The following is a 23,054-nucleotide window of genomic DNA, read 5'->3' as shown; positions in this document are numbered from 1 at the left end:
CTCGATGAGATTTCCAGTTTATCTACTCCCAAGGGGATCTCATTATCATGAAAAAGCGATACACCGAAGAGCAAATCATCAAAGCGATCAAGCAGCATGAAGCGGGTACCAAAGTGCCTGATATTTGTCGCGAGCTTGGGATATCTGAAGGCACCTTCTACAATTGGCGCTCAAAGTATGCTGGCATGGAGGTCAATGAAGCTAAGCGAATGAAGGACATGGAGGCGGAGAATGCCAAGCTGAAGAAGCTTCTTGCGGAAAAGTTTCTTGAAATGGAGGCCATGAAGGATGTCTTGTCAAAAAAGTGGTAAAGCCAGCTGAGCGAAAGCCCGTCGCCAGTTATTTGGTCGATACGTTTGGCTTGAGCCAGCGCCGTGCTTACTGGCTATCGCTATCAGGCCAAGTGCTACGGCGACGAGGCTCTTCGGAGGCGGTTGAAAGAACTAGCAGCGCATTACAGTCGGTATGGCTATCTCTTGCTACACGGGTTACTTAAAGCCGAAGGTTTAGTGATCAATAAAAAGTGAAACTACCGAGTTTACACAGAGGAAGGACTGCAGATTCGTACCAAAAAGCGCAAAAAGCTGACGCGCCCTGTGCCGGTTATGGAATTACCCACGCAAATCAACGAGCGCTGGTCTGTGGACTTTGTATCGGATCAATTGAGTAACGGCAGACGCTTCCGAATACTAAACGTAGTTGATGACTACAGTCGTGAATTGGTCGGATAGCTGGCAGAGTTCTCTATTAGTGGAAACCGCGTAGCTCGTTTCTTAGATCAACTAATCGAGACCCGTAGCAAGCCTGAGGGTACCACTTGTGACAACGGCACTGATTATACCAGCAAAGCCATGTTCTTCTGGAGCAAAGAAAATCAAGTCAAACTCAACTTTATTCAGCCTGGCAAACCAACACAAAACGACTTCGTCGAAAGCCTAAATGGTAAGTTTAGAGACACCTGTCTGAATCTGCACTGGTTCCGAACAATAGAGGAAGCCCGCTACGAAATAGATCAATGGCGAGCACACCATAACCATGAACGACCACACAGCTCATTAAATTACATGACGCCTGTTGCCTACGCGAGGCAGGCGGCATGATATATAAAAAATTTCATCGAATGAGTGGTACTAACTTAGGGGAAAGGTCAGTTGTAAGTTGGTTAGTTTTTTAGCCTGGCTTTAAATTTGTGGTAAAAGAATGCTCGTCGTTGCCCACTTTGTGTCGAGAAAATAAGATCTTTAGTTTTATATAGATGAAAATAAAATAGTGACGAGACAATATAATTTATAGTCAGTAAGTATTTCTTTTTGTTCTGGTATGCCTGCTAAGGAAAAGACTATATAAGAATTATAAAGATTTCAACTCGAATTTTAATAAAGTGTTGCATATTTTCTCGATTCATCCTTACCTAGTGTTGTACGGTCAATGTTGGATTTATTCCAAAATCGTTCTAAGTTACGAGATTTTTATGGTTCTGGAAAATTGCTACAGAAGAATAAGTAAAGTAATGGGATATTCGTTGGCGAAATTGCACTACAAAACAGGAAGCACAAGCCAATATAAATTTCTTAAAGAATTTTCCTAATAACTTTCACCTTGAATTGAGGAACATACTATGGCAGATGAATGCATTAGAGATGAAAACGCTCCATTAACACATTGCCAAAGTAAACAAAAGTTTAATATAAAGGCGAAAGCGAAGATACCGAGGGAGCTCCGTTCCATACTTAATCCAGAACCTAAGCCTTATAAGCTTACCGAGATTGATCCCAACAAACTGGATAAGAAATTAGCAAATGAAACTAATCCAATCAAACCGATGCTTCCAGATTGGTTTGATGTTACAGATTCACCTCTGAAATCAAAATTACCTAAACCAGCCCGAGTTTTATTAAACGGAAAGGACTTGCAGCCTTTAACCGTGTTTGGTGCCGACGACCGTCAAATATATAATGACACGAGTTACCCATGGGGAAGTATATGCCGGGTAGCGACTTCGGCGGGAGCTGGATCAGGAGTCATTGTAGGGCCAAGACACGTTTTAACTGCGAGTCACGTGGTGGATTGGACGTCCGGCGGGGCGGGTACAGTGGAAGTTCATCGAGCTGGTGGATTTACCAGAGCGACTGCAGCTATAACTAATGTTTGGTACTACACGCGAATATCAGGAAGGATAAACTGGAGCGAACTTGACGAAGATTATGCAGTGCTCGTTACAGATCAGAGGATAGGCGACTTATTTGGATGGATGGGCACCCGAACGTATGATAGCGGCTGGGACGATGAACCGTATTGGTGGAATATCGGTTATCCTGGTGCTAGAGGGGGAGGTATTCGTCCTACTTTCCAACGTGATAAGGCTCTTGATGAACCTTGGTACGACTCGGGTCCAGCGCGCTCTATGAAGACGTTAGCGGATTTAACTCCGGGTAATTCGGGAGGTCCGATGTTTGGCTTTTGGGATGAAGGACCTTTTGTTGTAGCTGTAGTTTCTGCTCAAGATCAGGACAACAATTGGTGTTCTGGAGGTCGATGGCTTACGAATCTAGTGAGCCACGCAATTTCTCAAGATCCATAAAAGACCCTTGTCTATTGTATGTCTATAGTTTGTGAGGTGGGCATTGCTTTAATGTTGATCCTAAGTGTAATAAAGAGAGGTGTAGAAGTTTAGACCTAATCTGACACATCCTCTTGAAAAAGAGAGAGTTACCCGTTTTGATAAAGGTGTCGAATCTTAAGTCAAAACAAAAAGGTAACTCTCATGATCCATACTAACAACCCCATCATTAAACACAAGGCAGGTTTGCTGAATTTAGCCGAAGAGCTGGGTAATGTGGCCAAGGCCTGTAAAGTGATGGGTGTATCACGTGACACCTTCTATCGATATCGAGAGCTTGTAGAGGAAGGTGGCGTCGACAACCTGATTAACAAAAGCCGGCGAGCCCCGAATACAAAGAATCGGGTTGATGAAGCACTGAGCGAGCAGTTATTGACTACGCCTTAGAGCAGCCTGCACATGGCCAACATCGGACCAGCAATGAATTACGTAAAGCCGGTGTCTTCGTCTCTGGTAGCGGTGTTCGATCCATTTGGGTGAGGCACAATCTCGAGAACTTCAAAAAGCGACTAGCTGCCTTAGAAAATAAGGTAGCCAACGACGGCATTATCCTAAGCGAGGCTCAGGTGGCTGCGCTAGAGAAAAAGAAAAATGACGATGAGGCTTGCGGTGAGATCGAGACTGCACACCCCGGATATCTAGGCTCTCAGGACACGTTCTACGTTGGAAACTTAAATGGTGTAGGGCGAATCTATCAACAGACTTTTGTCGATACCTACAGCAAGGTGGCATTTTGCAAGCTCTACACTACCAAAACACCTATCACCGCGGCTGATGCGTTGAATGACAAGGTATTGCCATTCTTTGAGTCTCACGAACTCCCCATGCTGCGTATCCTGACTGATCGCGGAACAGAGTACTGCGGCCGAGTTGATCAGCATGACTACCAACTCTATCTAGCTATCAACGATATCGATCACACTAAGACTAAAGCTATGTCACCGCAAACGAACGGTATCTGCGAACGCTTCCATAAAACAATTCTTAATGAATTTTACCAGGTCGCGTTTCGCAAGAGACTGTATTCCTCACTGGAGGAACTACAAAAAGATCTGGACGAGTGGATGGATTACTATAACAATGAACGCACGCATCAGGGAAAAATGTGTTGCGGTAGAACGCCGTTGGAAACTTTAATCGATGGTAAAGCGATCTGGGCTGAGAAGAATTTAGCTCAGATCTAAACTGACAGGCACCTTTTGAAAACGGGTAACTGTCAGATCAAGTCTGAGCTACTACAGACTTAACAGCTTAAAATAGACCAGACCATTGTCTACAGGCAGTAATTTTAAGACCCATGGTTTTCTCGTTTGAAATGTGATGGATTGTAGTGTTTTGGGGTATTTTGTGATCGCCAGAAAACTTTAAACATTCAATTAAATCAATGGCCTAGGTTTTTTTAGGCTCAATTCTGGAGTGTTGAGGTCAGCGACGGAGGGCCGCCCCGTTCGCTACCGTCAAGGCTCCACCAAATACAAAACCCTCGTGCGCGAGTGGTTTTTTTTGTTTGTGCCCCGGCAATGATGAAGAGCCAGTGAATACTCCAACCCCATAACCACGCAGGCACTATCTATGAGACCTAGTTTAGACCTAGTTACTCAGGGTGGTTAACGCTAACGAAGATTGCGTGCTCACTCATCTCTAAAACCGTCCAGCGTCTTTATACACTCAACAGCTAAGCGCTTCTTTTCAAATAAATTCATCATCAACGTAGGCGTTGCTTTTATCAACGGCTTTATGCTTACCAGAGCGCGGTCTGTCTCGTCGATAATGGTGATATCGACAAAACCAGCGTAGAGATCCGCTATTAAGGTCGCGCAAGGGGTGACCTTGAGTTCTGTCATTATTTTAGCGGTGGGGCCCTTTATGGCTTGGCCGCCGATAATCGGCGATACGGCCAGCACAGGGGCGTTTGAGCGGGCCAGCTTGGCTTTTAGGCCAGATATAGCCAGCATTGGCCCTATGCTTAGGTAAGGATTAGATGGGCAAATGATGATGCCGGTCAACGAGGGGTCGCCCAGTAAGGATTCTACCTGAGGCAGAAGTTGAGCAGACTTTGCACCTACGTAGTCTAGGCCCAATAGTTTAGGCTGGGCTCTTTCTTTAACAAAGTACTCTTGAAACTCTAAAGTGCCTATATCGGTATGTACTTTGGTGGAGATAGTTTGATTACTGATGGGCAGCACGGTGTGCGTAACGCCCAGCGCTTGGTTGATTAGCTGAGTAGCTTCTGCGGCGGTGTTACCTTGTTCCAGCAGGTGCTTGCGGTGTAGGTGCAGGGCAATATCCTTGTCGCCCAAAGCGAACCAATCCGGCGCGCCCAGCCGCTTCAATTCATCCATCACTTGCCAGGTTTCAGCTTGGCGTCCCCAGCCCTGCTCTGGGTTAGCCAAGCCTGCCAAGGTGTAGCTCACAGTGTCGATATCCGGCCAAATGGGCAGCCCAAGGTGTTCAAAGTTATCGCCGATATTGACGGCAATGGTCAGGGACTGCGGAGGCAAACAATGCGCTAGGCCAAGCGCGAGCTTGGCGCCTCCGACGCCGCCACAAAGGGCCAAGTAGTGTTTATCGTTAGCCAATTCCAAACACCTTTTTATTATTAGTTTTCGTTGGCAGCTTCAATAGCCGTGCTGCTTACTGCAGCTAAGAAGCAAACAGTGTTAGGGCATGGGAGTCAGAAATCAAGTGCATCTGCTTTATGTGCGGACAACTGAGCCTACCAATACCAAGGCGATGGCTTGTGGCAGGCTCTTTAGCGTCGGTGGGTTTTTCACGATGTTGAGGCTAGCTGTTGGCTTCTTGGTTGGGGAAGGTCATATGGAAGCTGGTGCCTTTACCAGGCGAACTATTACAAGATATAGAGCCTCGCATTTGGTGGGTTACCAGATTGTACAGAATCGACATTCCTAGGCCGGTACCGCCGCTTGAGCGATTGGTTGTGAAGAAAGGCTCGAAAATCTTTCTCTGGGTTTCGTCATCCATACCAGCGCCGTTATCTTGGAAAATCATTTCGATGCCGTCTTGGGTTTCTGAAGCGCTGATTGTGATGTTGCCTTCTTCCCCAGGATAGAATGCGTGTATTAATGCATTCATAATTAAATTGGTTATGATCTGCGTTAACGCGCTCGGGTTGCTGGTGAACTCGATGGTTTCTTCACAAACCAATTCTGTTTTGGCTTCTGCTTTTTTAATCTCAGGCGAGAGGCTTTGCAGTACATCTTGTAGGTATTCGTACAGATTAAACGTTCGGAAAGAATCCGTCGATATATCGACGCTGATTTTCTTAAAGCTGCTGATTAAGTCAGATGCTCTGGCCAGGTTTGAACTGACAACGCCTGTGACTTCCACGCAGGATTCTAGGAATTCTTCCAGTTCGTCCTTGGTGATTGAGGTATCGTTGAGACTCTCTTGGGTAAATTTCGATTCGTCGCCTAGGTGGCTGGTTGCCGTTACGCAAACTCCGATAGGAGTATTTAGCTCGTGGGCTACACCTGCGACGAGTCTCCCCAAGGATGCCATTTTTTCGTTTTCCACTAAATGCTCTTGGGTTTGTTGTAGCTTTTCTAACGATTGATTCAGTTCGGACGTGCGCTCTTCTACTTTTCTCTCTAGGTTATGGTAGAGCTTGGCGTTTTCGATGGAAATAACGATCTGGCTACTAAGTACTTCCAGTAGTTGTATGCGTTCGGATGTGAAAACGTCTTCGGTCAATCGGTTTTCAAGATAGAGTATGCCGGTAAGTTCATTTTTTAAGCGAAGTGGAATGGCGAGTATGGATTTTGCGCTGGTGCTCACAATGTAGTCGTCATTGACATAGTTGCCATGGCAGGCGGCATTGGCCAATACTATTCTATTGCCCGTACGAGAGACGTATTGCAGAACACTTAATGGAATCTCCTTGTGCTCGGCCATGGGGAGGCCTTGTAACACTTTAGAGTCGTTGTCGGCGAAGCTCCGCTCCGCCTGAATTAACCAGTTTCCTTCCTCTAATAGTATGAGAATACCTCGGTCGGCGGCAGCGCTCTCGATCACAATCTGCATTAGGTTTTTAAGCAAATCGTCCAGAACGATAGCGCTAGAAACAGCCTGCGAGGCCTTCATAACGCTATTGATGTCCAACAGCGCACCACCATTGCCCGCTTGGGTTTGCGTGCCGCTTTGCAGTGTATTGCTGCCGCTGCCTTCTCTATGTCTAAAGACTAGCGGCGCACATAGCTCCATGTTCGTGGTTTTTACTACCGCACCCCAGCGGGAGTAAAACTGATGGGCTTTTTTATAGTAAAGTTGATAGAAGTTCTCTAATCCACAGCGTTTATAATACTTGGCAGCTTCTTCGTAGGCTATAGCGATTTCGCTGAGTATTGAAGACTTGCCCGCTGCTATGATTGCCTTTTCAAATAACGATTGTACTTGCTCGGGGCGCTGCTCTACATCAGCCAGCATGGCTTCGACTAAAAGTGCTTTGTGTTTAAAATTCGATGGGCAAAAATTAGACCAAAGTTGAAGCTGGCTTAGATTGGCGTGTAATTTCTCGCTTTCGCTTGAATTGAGCTGTGTTTTATTGTGACCGTGGTTTGCTAAAAGAATAAGGCTCTCGTAAAAGGCAAAGGCACTGCCTAAATACATGGTATCCACCGAGTGGTGATTTTCATTGGCTTGCTCTAACAAAGCTGCCGCTTCGGAATAATCGCCCAATAGGTGGTTGATGTAGGCGGTGTAAAAACTTCGGTAAAAACACAGAATCCTATCGCTGTCTTTATGCTGGATACGAATTAGATTTTCGTCAAAAAAGGTGCCCATCAACTTTTTGGGATCCCTTGCCTTACCCATAATATTTGTTACGGATTGTATGCAGATGGCGACCCTATTATAGGTGTTTTCCATCTTAAAATGCTTCATCGTCTGTACCGACTGAATCATTTTAGGCGCAATCGTATCCAATTTAATGCCGCTAACCAGCGCGGATAAGCTAATTTGGGTTAGGGCGTACAGGCCGTGTTCTACGTCTCCGTGTTCTATGCCTTTGTCATATACATCGGTAAACGAGTCAATACACGTCTCTATGGGATCTTGCCAGTGGCGTATAAAGGCATTATACAAAAATAAGCAACGCGGCTGGTCTGACTCGTTACCTATCTTAGTTAAGAGCGACATGGCGAGCTGGCTAAAACTGAGGCAGTTTGCTATATCGTTAAACATTCCGCTACGTAAAAAGGCGTAGTTCAGATAGCAGTAAATAAATTGTGGATGGTTACCATGGGATAAACACAGTTCGACTTGCTTTATGACTAACAGCGCGAGCAGCTTAGGGTTTTGCCCGTAGACCACCGGTATAATGTCTCCGATGACCTGCATGGCTCGAATCATGTTTTCATCGGTCATCAACGGCAATTCAGCCAGGTCCGATATCTGTCTGTCGCCTATTAATGCGTTTAGAGCGTCTATGGCCGAAGCGATATCCCTGTCTGCTATCTGATCAGGCATGGGGATATCAAGATTACTCAGTAGTTCGAGCGTAAGATCAACCGCCTGGGTGTACAAACACTGTGCCGTTAAAGAGAGGATCTCATATTGCTGGGCTTGCAGGCGGTCTGTTTCGGAGGCGTTAGCCTTGACGATATCCAAGTAAATCTGGAATAGATCTCGCTTTCCGCTCATATGAGCGGCTTGTACTAATTTTATGTAGATGTTGAACGTAAGTTCGTAGTCTTCCTGCCAATAGCTGTCGTCTAAGAATTCGGCGCAGGTTTTCAGATGACTGAGCGCAGAATCGAATGCCGAAGATTTTATGGCTAATTCCGCGGCAATTAAATTGGCTTCAATTAATATGCGTTTTTCAGCTTTGTCGGTTACCAGATGTTTTGCCAGATTGTAGTGGCGGGCGAGTTGAAAAGAAGAATTATTTGTTGCCGTAGATTCATTCTCTCTTAAGGCCCTTGCAACTTGCAAATGGTAATGTGGCTTATCTTGCTCTGATATCAAAGAGTAAGCGGATTGCTGTACCCTGTCGTGGGTGAAGCGCAGTAGAAGACGGTGCGCGTCCTCTTTGGTGATTGGAATTTGGTTGATATTGACTAGCAGATTTTCTAAACAGAATATTTCTAAGGTTGGCAAGAGTTCTGCCAAGGTCACTTGTGTGGCTTGGGCGACAATATCGGCCCTGATGGAGTCACCTATACAAGCCACCATCTGCAGAACGCGCAATTGCTCAGGGCTTAGGTGTTCTATTCTTTCAGTTACTAAGTCAATGACATTATCTGTGAATTGTTGTTCTGCCACCTCACGGTCAGACCACTCCCAATCCAGCCGCTCAGTGTTAAACCCAATGGTTTTATCGTCATACAACTTCTGTAGAAAGTGGTTGGTAAAGAAAGGGTTACCCTGTGTTTTATTGTATATTAGGTTTGCTAGGGTAGTTAAGCGGTGGTCGTCCTTAGATAGGCTATCGGATAAAAGTTGACGCACAGCTTGCCGAGTCAGGTTGTCCAGTTTTATCCTGCGGTGGGGGACGTTGTCACTTGCTAGGCTTTTCAAAAGTTGACTATGGTTCCCTACAATTGTAGGTGTATCCTGATCCCTAAAGGTCGCCACAAGCATAAAATATTGCAATTCTTCCGACTGGAAGAGCTGCTCTATGAGTTCTAGCGTTTCTTTATCGGCGTATTGTATGTCGCTTATACAAACGACTAATGGTCGTTTGTGATCGCACAGCGATTTTATAAGTTGACCGAAAGTTCTGCTTAGCCGGTTCTTTGAGCGAATATCATTGCTCAAATCTGTTGTATCGTGTTTACCGATGAGATATTCCAAATCGGGAATGATACCGGTTATTACACCTGCGTTTTCGCCCAAAGCTTCGCTGATTTTGCTCTGCCAATAGGCCAATTCTTCAGCAGGTTTTGACAACAGTGTTCTACAAAGCGCACTTACGGATTGCTTAAAACCAAAGTAGGGCGTGTTGCTATAAGTGCTATCAAAGTTGGCCTCACAGTAGTTGCCCTCTTTTAAGGTGACTGATTTTTGCAACTCATTTACGAAGCTCGATTTACCCGTGCCCGTGTCTCCACTGACGAAGATAAGCTCTTTAGAACCCCTACAAATGATCTCTAATGCATGGTTCAGCTCCGCTGTTTCCTGGTCTCTTCCATAGAGTTTTTGTGGAAGCCTTAGCCGGCCCGAATAGTCTTGTTGGCCAAGGTCAAACTGAATAGAGCTGGGGGCGCTGGTTTCATAAAGCTTTAGAAATTGGTTGAGATCGGCCGTCAAGCCACTCGCCGTTTGGTAGCGATCATTGGAGTCTTTGCGCAATAATTTGAGGATAATTGACGAAAGGCACGGAGCGATCGCTGGGTTGATAGAATGTAAGTCCTCAGGAATTTTAGCGATTTGGCTATGTATTAACTCTAAAGTGCTGCTGGATTCAAATAGCGGGCGGCCAGTCAACATTTCGTAGAAGGTGGCACCCAAGGAATAGAGGTCACTGCGTTGGTCCACCGCCCGATTGATACGGCCGGTTTGCTCGGGGGACAAGTATTCTAACGTGCCCTCTAGTCTGTTGGCACTGATGGTTAGCGACCCTTCAGAAGAAGCTTGGCGTGCAATTCCGAAGTCTATAAGGTTAATACGGCCGTCTTTCTGGTTCACAATGATATTAGCGGGGTTAATATCTTGGTGAATAATGTTTTTCTGATGTATGTACTGAAGTATGTCACATAGCTGGGTGGCGATGTTAACGAACTGCTTTACCGGCCAGCCATCGAAATAATAAATATCCTTAATTGGCGTACCGCTTATGTCCTCTAGGACTAAGGTTGCCGTATCTTCGGTTAATTGTAGGTCTAAACACTTAACGATATGCGGATGCTTTAGCGACGAAAGTATCTGGTGCTCGTGCTTTATTCTGTCAATAGTGCCATCGCCAGGGGTGCACTCTACAACGGATTTCAGAATGACGTCTGCATTATTTTTTTTCCAAACACCTCGACAAACAGCAGTACTGTTGCTGTTATAGAGGGTTTCAGTGACGTCAATATCATCGTTCCACATAGCGTAGGCCAAATTGTCGGTTGTTGGGCTAATAGATTATAGGTCTTGAATAAGTAGCTTGCAGATGAGGGGCTTTTTTTAAAGGAATATTGTCGCAATTGTCTTCATTCGAATTGGCTGCTATTAATAGAAGTTGATATAGCGAATAAGAGGCGCTTTTCTATGTTTTCTCGGTGGCCGCAAACCACATTTGCACAGTCGTTTTATTTGCAACATAAGTCTAGCAAGCACATTGATTTTCTGCGCCAAACCTTTATATCGTTTCGTTTTTATGGGCGAGTTTGTTGGTTGCTTTTCTCAAAATCAGAGGTGGCTTGTTTAACGTCTTAGGGAGACGGCAAAAAGGATGATGGCTGCGCCGAAAAATTGGAGGTAAGAGAGTGACTGATTTAATAACACCGCGGCAAATATGGCTACGAAAACGGGTTCCAGCGTGAGGGCAAGAGTTGGATTAACATTTGGCGCGCGATGCTGAGCTAGGTTTAGCAGTTTGAATCGTAACGCAGTGCACAGAATAATAGACAAACCTAAGTAAAGGATAATGTTAACCGACCATGTGCCAACCCTAGCGTTTAAGAGCAGTGAGCCACCCGCGCAGGTTACGCCTGCCGCGAGCATTTGCAGAGCATCGTACCTTGAACTGTGCCAACGCTTTATTAGCAAGTGGTTAACATTTAAATGTATGGCAAATAGAAGGCTGGAGACAATAAATAACGTGTCGTAGGCGGTTAAATTTTCTCCGTTACCCTTGGGTAGGAAAATTGCCACTAGCCCCGCCGTCGCTAGAGCGAGTGAAAACAAATAGCGCCTTGTTAGCCCACTTAGTTTAAATATGGATGCCAAGGGCGCAGCCAGTATAGGTCCTAAGCAAGAGATAAAACCAGCAGTGCCTAGATTATTGGTGTGCGCTAGGGCGTAGGCCCAAACGGACGTTTGAACTCCAAGAACAACTCCCACCAATGCTGGAGCAAAAGTCGTTTGATGGTTTGTCGTGCCTAAGGTGCGGAGGTTCAATGGTGTGAAGATTACAGCGGCTCCTATAAATCGAAGCGCCATAAAAAGTAGGGGATCGAAATCCGCCATCGCTAATTTAGAAAACAGCCAGCCAATGGCGGCAAGGAAGGATACAATGATGAGCAAACACTGCGGACTAAGCTCTGGGTATTGGATCTCCTTCATAGGGGACTAACTTATAAATAGGTAAAAAAGGTACCGGCGGTTACGCCGGTACCAAAAAGCGCCTAGAGAAGGCAACACACAGATTTGAAAGCAGCGGTTAATTACTTATCAGCTAGCTATAAAAGCTCGGTTTGTCGGCCATAGATATAGGAATGATGGCACCTGTTTCTTGTGCTTCCACGCACGCGTCGCTGGCAACGGATGCGGCGTAGCCATCCCAAGCGCTTGGGCCGGTAATGCTACTATTCAGGCAACCGTTGATAAATTCCTGTAGTTCGACATCATAAGCTTTGATAAAACGCTGTTTCCAGTCGGTTAGAATATTCGTTGCTAAGCTCGCTTCCTTTCTAACTAACAGGCTCTGTGGCTCAGGTAGGTTTAATACGCCCAGCTCGCCCACTACCGAACATTGAATGTCGTAGCCGTACTTACAATTAACAAAGACTTCAACATCAATGCGTATGCCGCGTTTGGTTTCTAGCAGCACAATTTGGGGGTCGGCAAGCTTACTGTGGGTAAAGCGCGTTCTGCGAGGGTAAATAACTTGAGCGCTAACGTAATCGTCGTCTAACAGCCAGCGCAGTACATCCAGTTCGTGGATCAGCGTATCCTGAATAGCCATTGGCGTAACGTAGCTTTCCGGCACTTCAGGGTTTCTGTGGGCACAGTGCACCATTAAAGGGTCGCCAATTTCGCCGATGGTTAAGGCGTTTTTCAGCAACTGGTAGCCGCTGTCGTAGGGGCGCATAAAACCAACTTGGACCAAGCGCTTACCGGTTGCGATCTCCGCATCAACAATGCGTTTACAGCCTTCAGCGGTTGTGGCCAACGGCTTTTCACAAAATACTGGCTTGCCTGCGGCGATGGCCGATAACACAAACTCTTCATGTGTTGGGCCCCAAGAGGTGACCAATACAGCGTCTACTGCGTTTGACTGAATAAGCTCGTGGCCATTGGCGAAGACTTCAGCTTTTAAGTCTAAGTCATCTACGGCTTTCTGCGCTTGTTCAACGTTAACATCATTGACTGCGCTAACATGCGCGCCGGTTAACACGTTATTAATGCGGCGAGAGTGATCTCTTCCAATGGCACCTGTACCAATGATACCCACTCGTAAAGGCATGGCAATATCCTCAAAATTTGTTATTTGTTGTATGTTTGTAAAAATCCAATCCTTACTCAGCCGTAGAGGCGTCAAGCTCTGCTAAGACGTATTCCATACTTTCTTTAATGGCTGCGGTCGGGTTGGGGTAGGTGGCGATATCATCGGCAAATGGCTCAAAAGACACGTAGCCAGCATAGCCCGCGCTTAGCATGTGTTTGATTTGTGTAATGCTGTTCAAGCGATCACCTGGGCCAACAAAATAGCGGTGGCCATCGAGCATGGATTCCATGGTCACACCGGAGTCCGTTACCGCCGAGGCGTGTATCAAGCCGGTACGGTTCGGGTAGTAATTTTGGTCATCGGAGCCTGCGTGATGAAAAGTATCGTGCACCAGGCTAAAGATATCGCCTAATCCTGCTGCGTCGATTGCGGCAATCGAGTCTTCTTTAAAACGTAAACTGGAGGTTGGAAAACCCAATGGCTCAACCATGCCTTTAATATTGTGCTCGCTCAGTATCGGCGCAATGGCCTTTAAAGCACTGATCAGCTCGGCCTGTCCGGGTATATTTCGTTCGTCCGTTGCAGCTACTAAGGGGCAGCATACCAATGCCTGTGCGCCACAGGCTTGTGCCAGCTGTGCCAGTTTTACGGTATTTTGCTCCTGCTCACTGTTCCATACATTAAACGGGTAGAGTGCGTTTATGGTTAGGATCTTAATGCCAAGCTTTGCAGCGTGTTCGCCAATCTGCTGAGCCTGTTCGACCGTCGCTATACTGTTTTCGCCAACATCGTTGCGTAATTCTACGCCACTGATGCCTAGGCTTTTAGCCGCATTCAAGGCGGCTATGGGTGACAGTGTTGGGCAAGATTTATGATTAAGTGCAAATTTTATTGTTGAGCTCGCCATAATATTCTCCGAAAAGCGAGTGTGGTAAAGTTTGCGCTACCAGTTTGGTAGCGCAAGGTATGGCTATTCCATTGTTGGCATTACAAAGTCCGCTCCGGAACGGATACCGGTTGGCCAGCGTGAGGTAATGGTTTTCAGTTTAGTGTAAAAACGCACGCCCTCCGGCCCATGCATATGATGGTCACCAAATAGCGAAGCCTTCCACCCACCAAAGCTGTGGAAAGCCATTGGCACAGGTATAGGTACATTGATGCCTACCATGCCGACTTGGATTTGGTTTGCAAAACTGCGAGCAGAATCACCATCTCGGGTGAAAATTGCTGTGCCATTGCCAAACTCGTGCTCGTTGATCATCCTTACCGCATCATCAAAGCTTTCCGCGCGAATCATGCACAGCACTGGGCCGAAAATTTCTTCTTTGTAAATACTCATGTCGCGACTTACATGGTCAAAGAAGGTACCACCAATGTAAAAGCCGTTTTCGAAGCCCGCTTGTTGCATTTTAAAATCACGGCCATCAACCACCAGCTCCGCGCCTTCACTAACACCGGCGTTAATATAGCCTGCAACTTTTTCCAAATGGGTTGCAGTCACCAATGGACCCATTTCAGCCTGGTTGTCAGTACCGGGGCCGATTTTTAATGTGGCCAAACGCTCAACCAATTTTTTACGTAAGGTTTCTGCGGTGGCTTCACCCACGGGTACAACAACGGATATCGCCATACAACGTTCACCGGCTGAGCCGTAGGCTGCGCCCATCAATGCGTCGACCGTTTTATCCATATCGGCGTCAGGCATTACGATCATATGGTTTTTGGCACCGCCCAATGCTTGTACTCGCTTGCCGTAGTGAGCCCCGGTTTCATAAATGTATTTGGCGATGGGAGTAGAGCCCACAAAGCTAATCGCTGAAATATCTGGGTGCTTGAGGATGGCATCTACCGAATTTTTATCGCCTTGAATTACACTGAATACACCGTCCGGGAAACCGGCTTGCTTTATGAGGTCAGCGTAGAAAAGCGAGGCTGAAGGATCACGCTCTGATGGCTTAAGAATAAAAGCATTACCGCAGGCCAAAGCCACCGGGAACATCCACATAGGAACCATGGCTGGGAAATTAAACGGAGTAACGCCGGCTACAATACCCAGCGGTTGACGTACACTGTGGCTGTCGATGTTGGTGGCAATGTTTTCGGTAAATTCACCTTTTAAAAGGTGTGGTGCGCCACAGGCAAATTCAACGACTTCGATACCACGGGTAACTTCGCCCAAAGCATCGGAGTGAACCTTGCCGTGTTCCTCGGAAATGATGCTGGCGAGTTCGCCTGCATTTTGTTCCAATAAATACAGCAATCGGTTCATTAAGCGCGAGCGTTTTAGAGGGCTCATGGACATCCAAGCAGGCAGGGCGGCCTTGGCGGCGTCCACAGCCTTTTGCAAATCCGCATCGGTGGATAGCACCACTTCTGCAATTTGTTCGCCGGTGGCGGGGTTATAAACCGGAGACACCCGCTTGCTAGAGCTTGGTGCTACGGCGCCTTGTATGTAGTTATGAATTTTTTTCACAGTCATCTCCTGATGTCTCAGGACACAGAGTAATACTCGGTGCCATTCTTTAAATTAAGCTGGGGCGCTCGCCAAAGCTCTTAAATTAAGCCGGCTTCACTCGCCATACGCTGTAGGTTACTGAAACCCAATGTGGCGTAGGTCAGCGGATTAGCAATGGCTGGGTCCTGCTCGGCTTCTACTACTAGCCAGCCTCGATAATTCGCTTGTTTGAGCACATCGAAAATTGCCGGATAATCGACGCAGCCATCGCCAGGTACGGTAAATACGCCGTTGAGTACCGAATCCAAGAAGCTTAAATCTCGGTTGAGCGCATCTTTTAATACATTTGCTCGAATGTCTTTGCAGTGAACGTGGTTGATGCGTTCGATCCAACGTTGGGCAACGGCTAGCGGATCACTGCCATCGTAGGTGAGATGGCCGGTATCCAGCAGCAGGCCCACTTCAGGCCCGGTGGCGGACATCAAACGGTCCACTTCATCGGCAGACTGCACTACGGTGCCCATGTGATGGTGATACGCCACTTGCACACCTTGGCTTTGAGTGTAACTCGCGAATTCGGTCAGTTTTTCACTCAGTTGGCTCCACTGTTGTTGGCTCAATTGTGGGCGGTGAGACACCGGTAGTTTTTGATTGCCGTGCACGCAGCCGGTTACTTCGCAGGTCACCATCACTTTACAACCGCTGTCGCGCAGCAGTGCCAAATGGCCTTGGCCGGCGGCGATTTCTTCTTCCACGCTGCGCTTAAGTAGCTGCGTGGAATACCAACCGGATACTGGTTTTAAATCGTACTGGTTAAGTAGAGATACCAGGTGATCGGCTTGGCGTGGAAATTTATGGCCCAATTCAAAACCGGCGAAACCTGCCTGCTTACCTTCGCTCAGGCACTGTTCTATGGATGTTTCGGCGCCTAGGCTGGCCAAATCATCGTTGGTCCACGTCAGTGGATTAATTCCTAGCTGTACTGACATATCGTGTTCTCTTCTTTGGCTCGGTTTTGTAACCGAGCTGGATTATTCTGTTTTAAACCGCTGCGCGCGGGGAGCACAGGTGCTAGAGATTTTTCTGCTGCTTGGCTTTAAAGCTGTCGTAGATCGCGCGCGCGCTGCGAACTTGCTCGCGCTGGGAAACTTCCGGCACAGCAACATCCCACCAGGCGCCACCGTCTTTAGTGTCGGCTAGGGCGTCGGTATCGATGCTTATAACGTAGGAGCATTGCGCAGACTTGGCGCGAACCAGCGCTTGCTCTAATTCGGCAATGTTGCCAACTTGCTCCGATTGAGCGCCAAGCGCTGCCGCGTGGGCGGCAAAGTCGGTTTTAGGCGCGCCGCCTTCAACGGTGAGGCAATCGTCCAATAAATTATTAAAACCTGGTCCACCACAGAACTGTTGTAATCGGTGAATACAGCCGTAGCCTCGGTTATCGAGTACCACGACAATAATTTTGTAACCCAACATAACGGACGTGGCGATTTCTGAATTGAGCATCAAATAAGAGCCGTCGCCCACCATCACGAAAACTTCGGATTCTGGCTTGGCCATTTTGGTGCCCAGGCCACCGGCGATTTCGTAACCCATACAGGAATAGCCGTATTCCATGTGGTAACCACGGTCGTTGCGGGTTTGCCACAGCTTTTGCAGCTCGCCAGGTAGGCCACCGGCTGCGCAAACGACGATGTCGTTATCCCCGGCGGCTCGGTTGACTGCACCAACGACTTCACCATCCGATGGTAATTGTGTGCCGCGATCCGTGGTGGCGGTTTCAACCATGGATAGCCATTCATTGCGCAAGCCGTTGGCGTGGGCAATCCATTCATTGTTTGGCGTAATGTCGGTCAGCTTGTCGGCCAACAATTTGAGTGTGAGCTTTGCGTCGCCTACCAAACTTTGGCCGTAATGTTTAACGGTGTCGAAGGACGCTACGTTTAGGCACAAGAGTTTTGCATCCGGGTTAATCATCGCTCGCGAGCCGGAGGCAAAATCGCCCAAGCGGGTGCCCACGGCAATTATCAAGTCGGATTCTTCCGCGAGAGTGTTGGTAGAAGCTGCGCCGGTAACGCCGATGGAACCCATATTTTGTGGGTGATCCCAGGGCAGGGCGCCTTTACCGGCTTGAGTTTCGCCCACAGGAATGGACAAACTAGTCGCTAGGTTATTCAATTCTGCTAAAGCGGACGAGTAGTGCACACCACCGCCGGCAATAAGTAGCGGCTTTTTGGCTGATTTAATTAAAGCCAATGCTTGTTCTAGTTCTGTGTCGTCCGGTGCTTGGCGACGTAGGCGATGAATCTTTTCTGCGAAAAAGTGCTCGGGATAATCGTAGGCCATGGTTTGTACGTCTTGCGGCATGGCTAAGGTGACCGGGCCGCACTCTACTGGATCTGTTAATACTCGCATTGCCTGGGGCAGTGACGTTAACAGTTGTTCTGGCCGAGTAATACGGTCAAAGAAACGGCTGACTGGTTTAAAGCAATCGTTTGAGGTTAGCGTATGGTCATGGAAATTTTCCACTTGTTGCAATACCGGGTCTGGCATGCGAGTGGCAAAGGTATCACCAGGTAAAAACAGCACCGGTAAGCGGTTTACATGGGCAACCGCAGCCGCGGTGACCATATTAGTTGAACCGGGGCCAGCAGAGGCTGTGCAAGCCATCATTTGCTGGCGATTCAATGTTTTTGCGTAGGCAATGGCTGAGTGCGCCATACCTTGTTCGTTGTGAGCACGATAGGTAGGCAGCTCGTCTTGCACGTGGTACAAAGCTTCGCCGATACCCGCTACATTGCCGTGGCCAAATATGGCCCACACACCGGTAAAAAGCGGTTTAATTTCACCGTTTATTTCGGTTTTTTGCGCCATCAAATATTTAATGGCCGCTTGGGCCATGGTCAATTTTATTGTTTTGGACATTGTCTGTTCTCCGAAAACGCCAATTAGCCGCGGGTTTGCCACAGGGCGATCAGTTGGTGATAGTTCGCTTTGATTTGGCAAATAAATTCTTCATCGTCGATTTTCCCCAGTAAGCGCTGCCGTGAGGGCTCCATAAAAATCGTACGACCTACCGCAAACCCTTTAACGATGGATTTACCGGCAGCTTGATTAAAGCCTGCTTGTAATTTATCCATTGGTGCATCCAGTCCTAGAATGACTACGCCACGGCAATGCGGGTCACGTTCGTTAACCAGGGCGTCTACCTTGTCCCAGCTTTCGGCCGACAACGGCGGGAGTTTCCACCAGTCGGGCTTAATGCCAAGGTTATAGAATCGCTTGAGTGCACGAATATAATGCTCATCGGCGCGGTCCATGTCCGCCGGTAGAATCACTTCCAGTAATAATTCGTGGCCACTTTTGCAGCAGGCTTTATAAACTTCTGCAACTCGGAACTCTTGCTCAAGGCGCATTTCGTCGTCGTCATCGGGGTGACAGAAAACCAAACACTTAACGATGTGTTCCAAAGGCCAGTCGATGAGTTGTGACCCAATGTTGCCGTGCTCTAAGAACAATGGTCGCGAGCCTGGTAACTCGATGGGGCGTGCAACCCACCAGCCGCGGCCGGTAACATCATTGAGTACTTCCTGGCCAAAGGTGCTATCAACAAAACAACCTACCTTGCCTTCTAGGTTGGCTTCTTTGGCCACAAGCTCGCCCGCTTTTAAAATAAGCTTTTTAAGCTCGGGGATTACCGCTGTATCTACGCCCAGCTCCAACGCTAGGTTGGTCAGTTGTTGGCGATGGTCGAAAGCCATGATGTTAAGCTCTGGCCATTCTTTGTCCCGGGTAGTTACCCGATGCAAGTGATTTAAATGGTCGTCTAAATCCGGCCGGGGGACGCTGTCGGCCCGGGATAGATAGTTATCCAATTCTTCTTTGGTGGGCATGGCTGGCGCGCAGCCGTGACGTGACACTACCAGAGCACCGCAGGCATTGGCATAGGCGCAGGCTTGTTCCCAATTTTCGTTATTGAGATAGCCGCGCAACAGACCCGACAAAAACGCGTCGCCAGCACCCAGAACATTGAGGACTTTAACGCGCACGCCGGAGTGCAAGATCACGTCGTCCCAAGTATCGGGGACGTCGCTCTCCAACACCACACAGCCTGAAGCACCTCGCTTACACACCAAAACGGCGTTTGATACTCCACGCACGGCTTTCAATGCGGCCAGTGTATCGGTGGTGCCGCCAGCGATATGGAATTCTTCTTCGGTACCAACAATCAAATCAAAGTGATGCAATACAGACTGTAATTGTTGTGTGACTTCGTCGGATGCTATGAAACGGGTTTCACCGTCACCTGGGCTGGTAAGGCCCCAGAGAACCGGGCGATAGTCGATATCCAATATACGCTTCAGCTGATGTTTGCCGGCAAATTCCAGTGCCGTCATTACCGCTTCCCGAGTGTTCGGGTGGGATAGATGGGTACCGGTAATGGCAAGTGCGCGCGAGCTTGCGATGTAGTCTTCATTGATATCGGATTTGCTGATGGCCATGTCGGCGCAGTTATCACGATAGAAAATCAACGGAAAGGTGTCCTGATCCTTGATACCTAATACAACCAGCGCCGTTAATCGCTCTGGATCCGTAATAAGGTTGCTGGTGTCGGCGCCTACGCGGTTCAGTTCCTCGCGCAGGAAACGGCCAAAGTGTTCATTACCAACTCTTGCCAGCATTGAGGATTTGAGACCTTGGCGCGCGGTACCGTAGCAGACGTTGCCTGAAGAGCCGCCGAAGTATTTGGCGAAACTGCCCATATCTTCTAAGCGAGAGCCAATTTGCTGACCATATAAATCCACCGCTACGCGGCCCAGGCAGATTAGGTCCAAGGGTTTGTTGTGATCGGTCATTATAGTTCTCCGGCCGAGCTGCTAGTGCTTGTGTCTTTCACTTTTGTCAGTGTTTCAGCGGGCTAGCTTAGCTATATGGAATAAAAATTTCAATAATATTTTATATGAAAAAACGATTTTATTGGCGCCTGTTACGAAATCAATTGTGGTTCTGCCACCAGCGCCGAAATAGGTTGTGTTTAATGTTCTGTGCCCGCGTGTGCAAATCACCCAACGCTAGGTTTGGGTCCGCCATCATGTCGTCGCACAGGGTGGTTATTTCACTCAAAATAGAACGATTCTGAGGGTCTTGGATGTGGGATTGGATCCAACCTACAAAGCAAATCCGCTGGCCGTTAGTTACCGGTTTGACCTCGTGCATAACGCCAGATGGGTAAAACACCACACAGCCTTTAGCTGGCTTTATCAGTTGTGCGTCACCGCAGGCATATTGCAACGACAGTTCGCCACCTTGATAGCTGTCTGGGTCAGACAAAAAGAGGGTCAGTGAAATATCCGTTCTAACTTGTTGGCGTTGATTACCAAGGAATGCGGAATCGGCATGCTTAGCATAGAACCCACTGTTTTCGCACAGGTTAAACCTTGGGTTAACCAGCGTTTTGGCGAAGGTTTTGTTGCGCACGTCGGCGTTGGCCATGAGCTTTCTAGATATGGTCGCCATAATGTCATCGGCGACTTTAGTCTCCGGGCTCATCTCGAGAGCAATCTCTTGGTTACGCTTAATTTTCTCACGATAGAGCTCGCCTGGAGCATGGCCCTCTTGCCAGGGAAGTTGGCGAAGTGTCGCTGTGATCTGATCGCATTCTGCGGCGCTGAGTAGGGGTACCGTGCAGTGCATTTTCTGTCCTTTATTTATTGTTACTGTTGTGAACAGGCGATGGAAAGTTGCGGGGCCAACAGCGGTTGACCCCGGCACTGGCTAGCTGTATTCGGCTTTGAATTCGTCCTCAAACTCTTCCAGGGTTTTACCACGAGTTTCTGGCACCATGGTGCCAATGAATATCAGGGCTAAAACGCCAAGTGCGGCGAATAAAAAGAACGTGGGAGCAATGCCAAACTGCGAAACTATGGGTGGAAATACAAAAGCCACAGTGGCGTTTGTGATCCAGAGCATAAATACGCACACGCCCATCGCATAAGAGCGAACATGCAGCGGGAAAATCTCCGATAAAAGCAGCCACGCCAGTGGGCCGATGGTGCCCTGCATAAAGAATACAAAAGCAATAACCAGAGAAAGAACGACATAGGGTTTGGCCGCGCTTTCTGGAAGAAAGTAGGCCGATAAGCCAACCAATAGGTGAAATAGAGTGGTGAGTACAAAACCGCCCAATAGCATCACTCGTCGATCCAATTTGTTCATCACCATTAGACCAATACAGATACCGACTACGCTTGCCAAACCAAATAGGGTGTTGGCAACAATGGCTCCCTGGCTGGTAAATCCGGCTTGCTGCAATAGCTGGGTGCCGTAATACATAATGGAGTTGATACCCGTTAACTGCTGAAACACGCCCACGCCGATACCGATAATTATCAATCGTCGGATCCAAGGAGTGGTTAGATCTTTCCAGCTACTGGTAGGTCGGCTGTCGCCGTTTGTCGACAGAGCGTTGATCTCTTCCATCTCTGCGGCCGCGCGCTCTGGGCTGCGTATTTGACTTAGAACCTCAAAAGCTTCTTGCTTGCGGCCTTTTGAGGCTAGCCAGCGTGGGCTTTCTGGCATACTCATCATGCCAACGAACAACGCTATTGCCGGCAACACTGCTACAGCAAGCATATAGCGCCAAATCACTTCGTGTTCACCCCACACGCTGAATAAAATGGCATTGATAATAAATGCAGCAAATTGACCGGAAACGATCATGACCTCATTTCGGGTAACGAGGCTGCCGCGTTTTTCAAACGGGGATACCTCGGCCAGGTAGATAGGCACAGTAGTGGATGCTCCGCCTACAGCCAAGCCTAATATAAAGCGGAATAAGCCTAGCATCTGCCAGTTTGGCGCCAAGCAACAGCCAAGGGTGCCAACCATAAACACCAAGGCAAGCAGCATAATGTTGTGTTTTCTGCCATAGCGGTCAGCGAGGTTACCGCCAATCAGGGCGCCTAGGGCAGCACCAAATATAAGAATGCTGACTACAAAGCCTTCCTTCGCAGGGTTTAGGCCCAAGTCTAACTTCATGGGTTCTAGGGCACCGTTGATAACGCCTGTATCGTAGCCAAAGAGAAGGCCGCCGAAAGTAGCGACAACGGTAATTAGGCCCAAGCGTGATGTGTGTGGCCCGGATTTGTTCTCGGGTAGGTCTATCGATGGTGACACAGCGGCGCTCTGCGACATTGTGTTTCCTCCTGAATTTTATTGTTGTACTTAGTTATAGTGCTTAGGCGATTGGCCTTGGGGCTCAGAGCCCGCAGTGATGTACATCAAAGTTCAAGCTATGTGGCCGTGATGTAATACTCGCGTGTTCGCTAGGCTACTACTTATTCTTGCCAGAGCGACCTAAAATAAGTCGTTGGCTCTAGCTTAAAACCAGAGACTAATTATGATGCTTTATGTGACCGTCTCGGGGTACGCCTAGTAAACATTTATGAAATAAAAATTTCAACTAGTTTTTATTTATTCCAAAATATTCCGTTTGGCAGATGGCAGATCTTGGTGGGTTATTTTCTTGATTCGATTCGGATAACCACTATTATTGGACGAAAAGATCAGTTGTGTCGGTTTGATTGCCTCGCTTCCCCATAGTTATTCCTTTTTGATCGAATATGAAGGCTATTGATTGATTTGCTCAG

The 23,054-nt window shown here is 47.8% G+C and carries 12 protein-coding genes and 2 pseudogenes; 3 read left to right on the top strand and 11 right to left on the bottom strand.

The genetic code is table 11. The features are described 5' to 3' along the window. Positions 1 to 47 precede the first annotated feature (47 nt). The 3 genes and pseudogenes from ACGHM3_RS14300 (at position 48) to ACGHM3_RS14290 (ending at position 3,804) form a co-directional block, all read left to right on the top strand. A pseudogene (locus ACGHM3_RS14300) lies at positions 48 to 1,100 on the top strand (IS3 family transposase). 518 nt (positions 1,101 to 1,618) lie between these two features. Continuing rightward, entirely contained in the window at positions 1,619 to 2,581 is a 963-nt protein-coding gene (locus ACGHM3_RS14295; protein ID WP_345415119.1) for a serine protease, read from the top strand. A gap of 183 nt (positions 2,582 to 2,764) precedes the next feature. Next, positions 2,765 to 3,804, top strand: a pseudogene (locus tag ACGHM3_RS14290) (IS481 family transposase). Between the two features lie 447 nt (positions 3,805 to 4,251). Here ACGHM3_RS14290 and ACGHM3_RS14285 read toward each other — a convergent pair. From ACGHM3_RS14285 to ACGHM3_RS14235, 11 genes are all read right to left on the bottom strand, one after another. Continuing rightward, positions 4,252 to 5,199: a 2-phospho-L-lactate transferase gene (locus ACGHM3_RS14285; protein WP_345415121.1), complete on the bottom strand. Its 948-nt coding sequence runs from the start codon at positions 5,197 to 5,199 to the stop codon at positions 4,252 to 4,254. Between the two features lie 205 nt (positions 5,200 to 5,404). Continuing rightward, complete coding sequence (locus tag ACGHM3_RS14280) at positions 5,405 to 10,666, bottom strand: protein kinase domain-containing protein (protein ID WP_345415124.1); 5,262 nt, start codon at positions 10,664 to 10,666, stop codon at positions 5,405 to 5,407. A gap of 318 nt (positions 10,667 to 10,984) precedes the next feature. Further along, positions 10,985 to 11,845 carry a DMT family transporter gene (locus tag ACGHM3_RS14275; RefSeq protein WP_345415127.1) on the bottom strand — a complete coding sequence of 287 codons (861 nt, stop codon included), beginning with the start codon at positions 11,843 to 11,845 and terminating at the stop codon, positions 10,985 to 10,987. 112 nt (positions 11,846 to 11,957) lie between these two features. Continuing rightward, positions 11,958 to 12,968, bottom strand: a complete 1,011-nt coding sequence (locus ACGHM3_RS14270; RefSeq protein ID WP_345415130.1) for a Gfo/Idh/MocA family oxidoreductase — start codon at positions 12,966 to 12,968, stop codon at positions 11,958 to 11,960. A 52-nt stretch (positions 12,969 to 13,020) separates the two neighbouring features. After that, positions 13,021 to 13,857: a TIM barrel protein gene (locus tag ACGHM3_RS14265; RefSeq protein WP_345415133.1), complete on the bottom strand. Its 837-nt coding sequence runs from the start codon at positions 13,855 to 13,857 to the stop codon at positions 13,021 to 13,023. A gap of 63 nt (positions 13,858 to 13,920) precedes the next feature. Next, a complete protein-coding gene (locus ACGHM3_RS14260; RefSeq protein ID WP_345415136.1) occupies positions 13,921 to 15,423 on the bottom strand; it encodes a CoA-acylating methylmalonate-semialdehyde dehydrogenase in 1,503 nt (500 codons plus the stop codon). Between the two features lie 80 nt (positions 15,424 to 15,503). Then, entirely contained in the window at positions 15,504 to 16,394 is an 891-nt protein-coding gene (gene iolE, locus ACGHM3_RS14255) for a myo-inosose-2 dehydratase (protein WP_345415139.1), read from the bottom strand. Positions 16,395 to 16,476: 82 nt separating this feature from the next. Next, a complete protein-coding gene (gene iolD, locus ACGHM3_RS14250) occupies positions 16,477 to 18,330 on the bottom strand; it encodes a 3D-(3,5/4)-trihydroxycyclohexane-1,2-dione acylhydrolase (decyclizing) (RefSeq protein WP_345415142.1) in 1,854 nt (617 codons plus the stop codon). Between the two features lie 23 nt (positions 18,331 to 18,353). Beyond that, entirely contained in the window at positions 18,354 to 20,261 is a 1,908-nt protein-coding gene (gene iolC / locus ACGHM3_RS14245) for a 5-dehydro-2-deoxygluconokinase (RefSeq protein WP_345415145.1), read from the bottom strand. Between the two features lie 139 nt (positions 20,262 to 20,400). Then, complete coding sequence (locus ACGHM3_RS14240; protein ID WP_345415148.1) at positions 20,401 to 21,099, bottom strand: Fe2+-dependent dioxygenase; 699 nt, start codon at positions 21,097 to 21,099, stop codon at positions 20,401 to 20,403. 81 nt (positions 21,100 to 21,180) lie between these two features. After that, positions 21,181 to 22,599 (bottom strand): sugar porter family MFS transporter, encoded by a 1,419-nt coding sequence (locus tag ACGHM3_RS14235; protein WP_345415151.1) that lies wholly within the window; start codon positions 22,597 to 22,599, stop codon positions 21,181 to 21,183. Positions 22,600 to 23,054 lie beyond the last annotated feature (455 nt).

The organism is Halioxenophilus aromaticivorans (genome assembly GCF_042850945.1).
Classification (GTDB): Bacteria; Pseudomonadota; Gammaproteobacteria; order Pseudomonadales; family Cellvibrionaceae; genus Halioxenophilus; species Halioxenophilus aromaticivorans.
Note: the sequence above shows the minus strand (reverse complement) of the source record. Positions and strands in the feature narration are given on the sequence as shown.

Excerpts from the sequence above, each read along its gene's own strand:
- ACGHM3_RS14235 (WP_345415151.1), bottom strand. The coding sequence starts at position 22,599 with ATGTCGCAGAGCGCCGCTGTGTCACCATCGATAGACCTACCCGAGAAC.
- ACGHM3_RS14295 (WP_345415119.1), top strand. The coding sequence starts at position 1,619 with ATGGCAGATGAATGCATTAGAGATGAAAACGCTCCATTAACACATTGC.
- iolE (WP_345415139.1), bottom strand. The coding sequence starts at position 16,394 with ATGTCAGTACAGCTAGGAATTAATCCACTGACGTGGACCAACGATGAT.
- iolD (WP_345415142.1), bottom strand. The coding sequence starts at position 18,330 with ATGTCCAAAACAATAAAATTGACCATGGCCCAAGCGGCCATTAAATAT.
- ACGHM3_RS14270 (WP_345415130.1), bottom strand. The coding sequence starts at position 12,968 with ATGCCTTTACGAGTGGGTATCATTGGTACAGGTGCCATTGGAAGAGAT.
- ACGHM3_RS14275 (WP_345415127.1), bottom strand. The coding sequence starts at position 11,845 with ATGAAGGAGATCCAATACCCAGAGCTTAGTCCGCAGTGTTTGCTCATC.
- ACGHM3_RS14240 (WP_345415148.1), bottom strand. The coding sequence starts at position 21,099 with ATGCACTGCACGGTACCCCTACTCAGCGCCGCAGAATGCGATCAGATC.
- iolC (WP_345415145.1), bottom strand. The coding sequence starts at position 20,261 with ATGACCGATCACAACAAACCCTTGGACCTAATCTGCCTGGGCCGCGTA.
- ACGHM3_RS14265 (WP_345415133.1), bottom strand. The coding sequence starts at position 13,857 with ATGGCGAGCTCAACAATAAAATTTGCACTTAATCATAAATCTTGCCCA.
- ACGHM3_RS14280 (WP_345415124.1), bottom strand. The coding sequence starts at position 10,666 with ATGTGGAACGATGATATTGACGTCACTGAAACCCTCTATAACAGCAAC.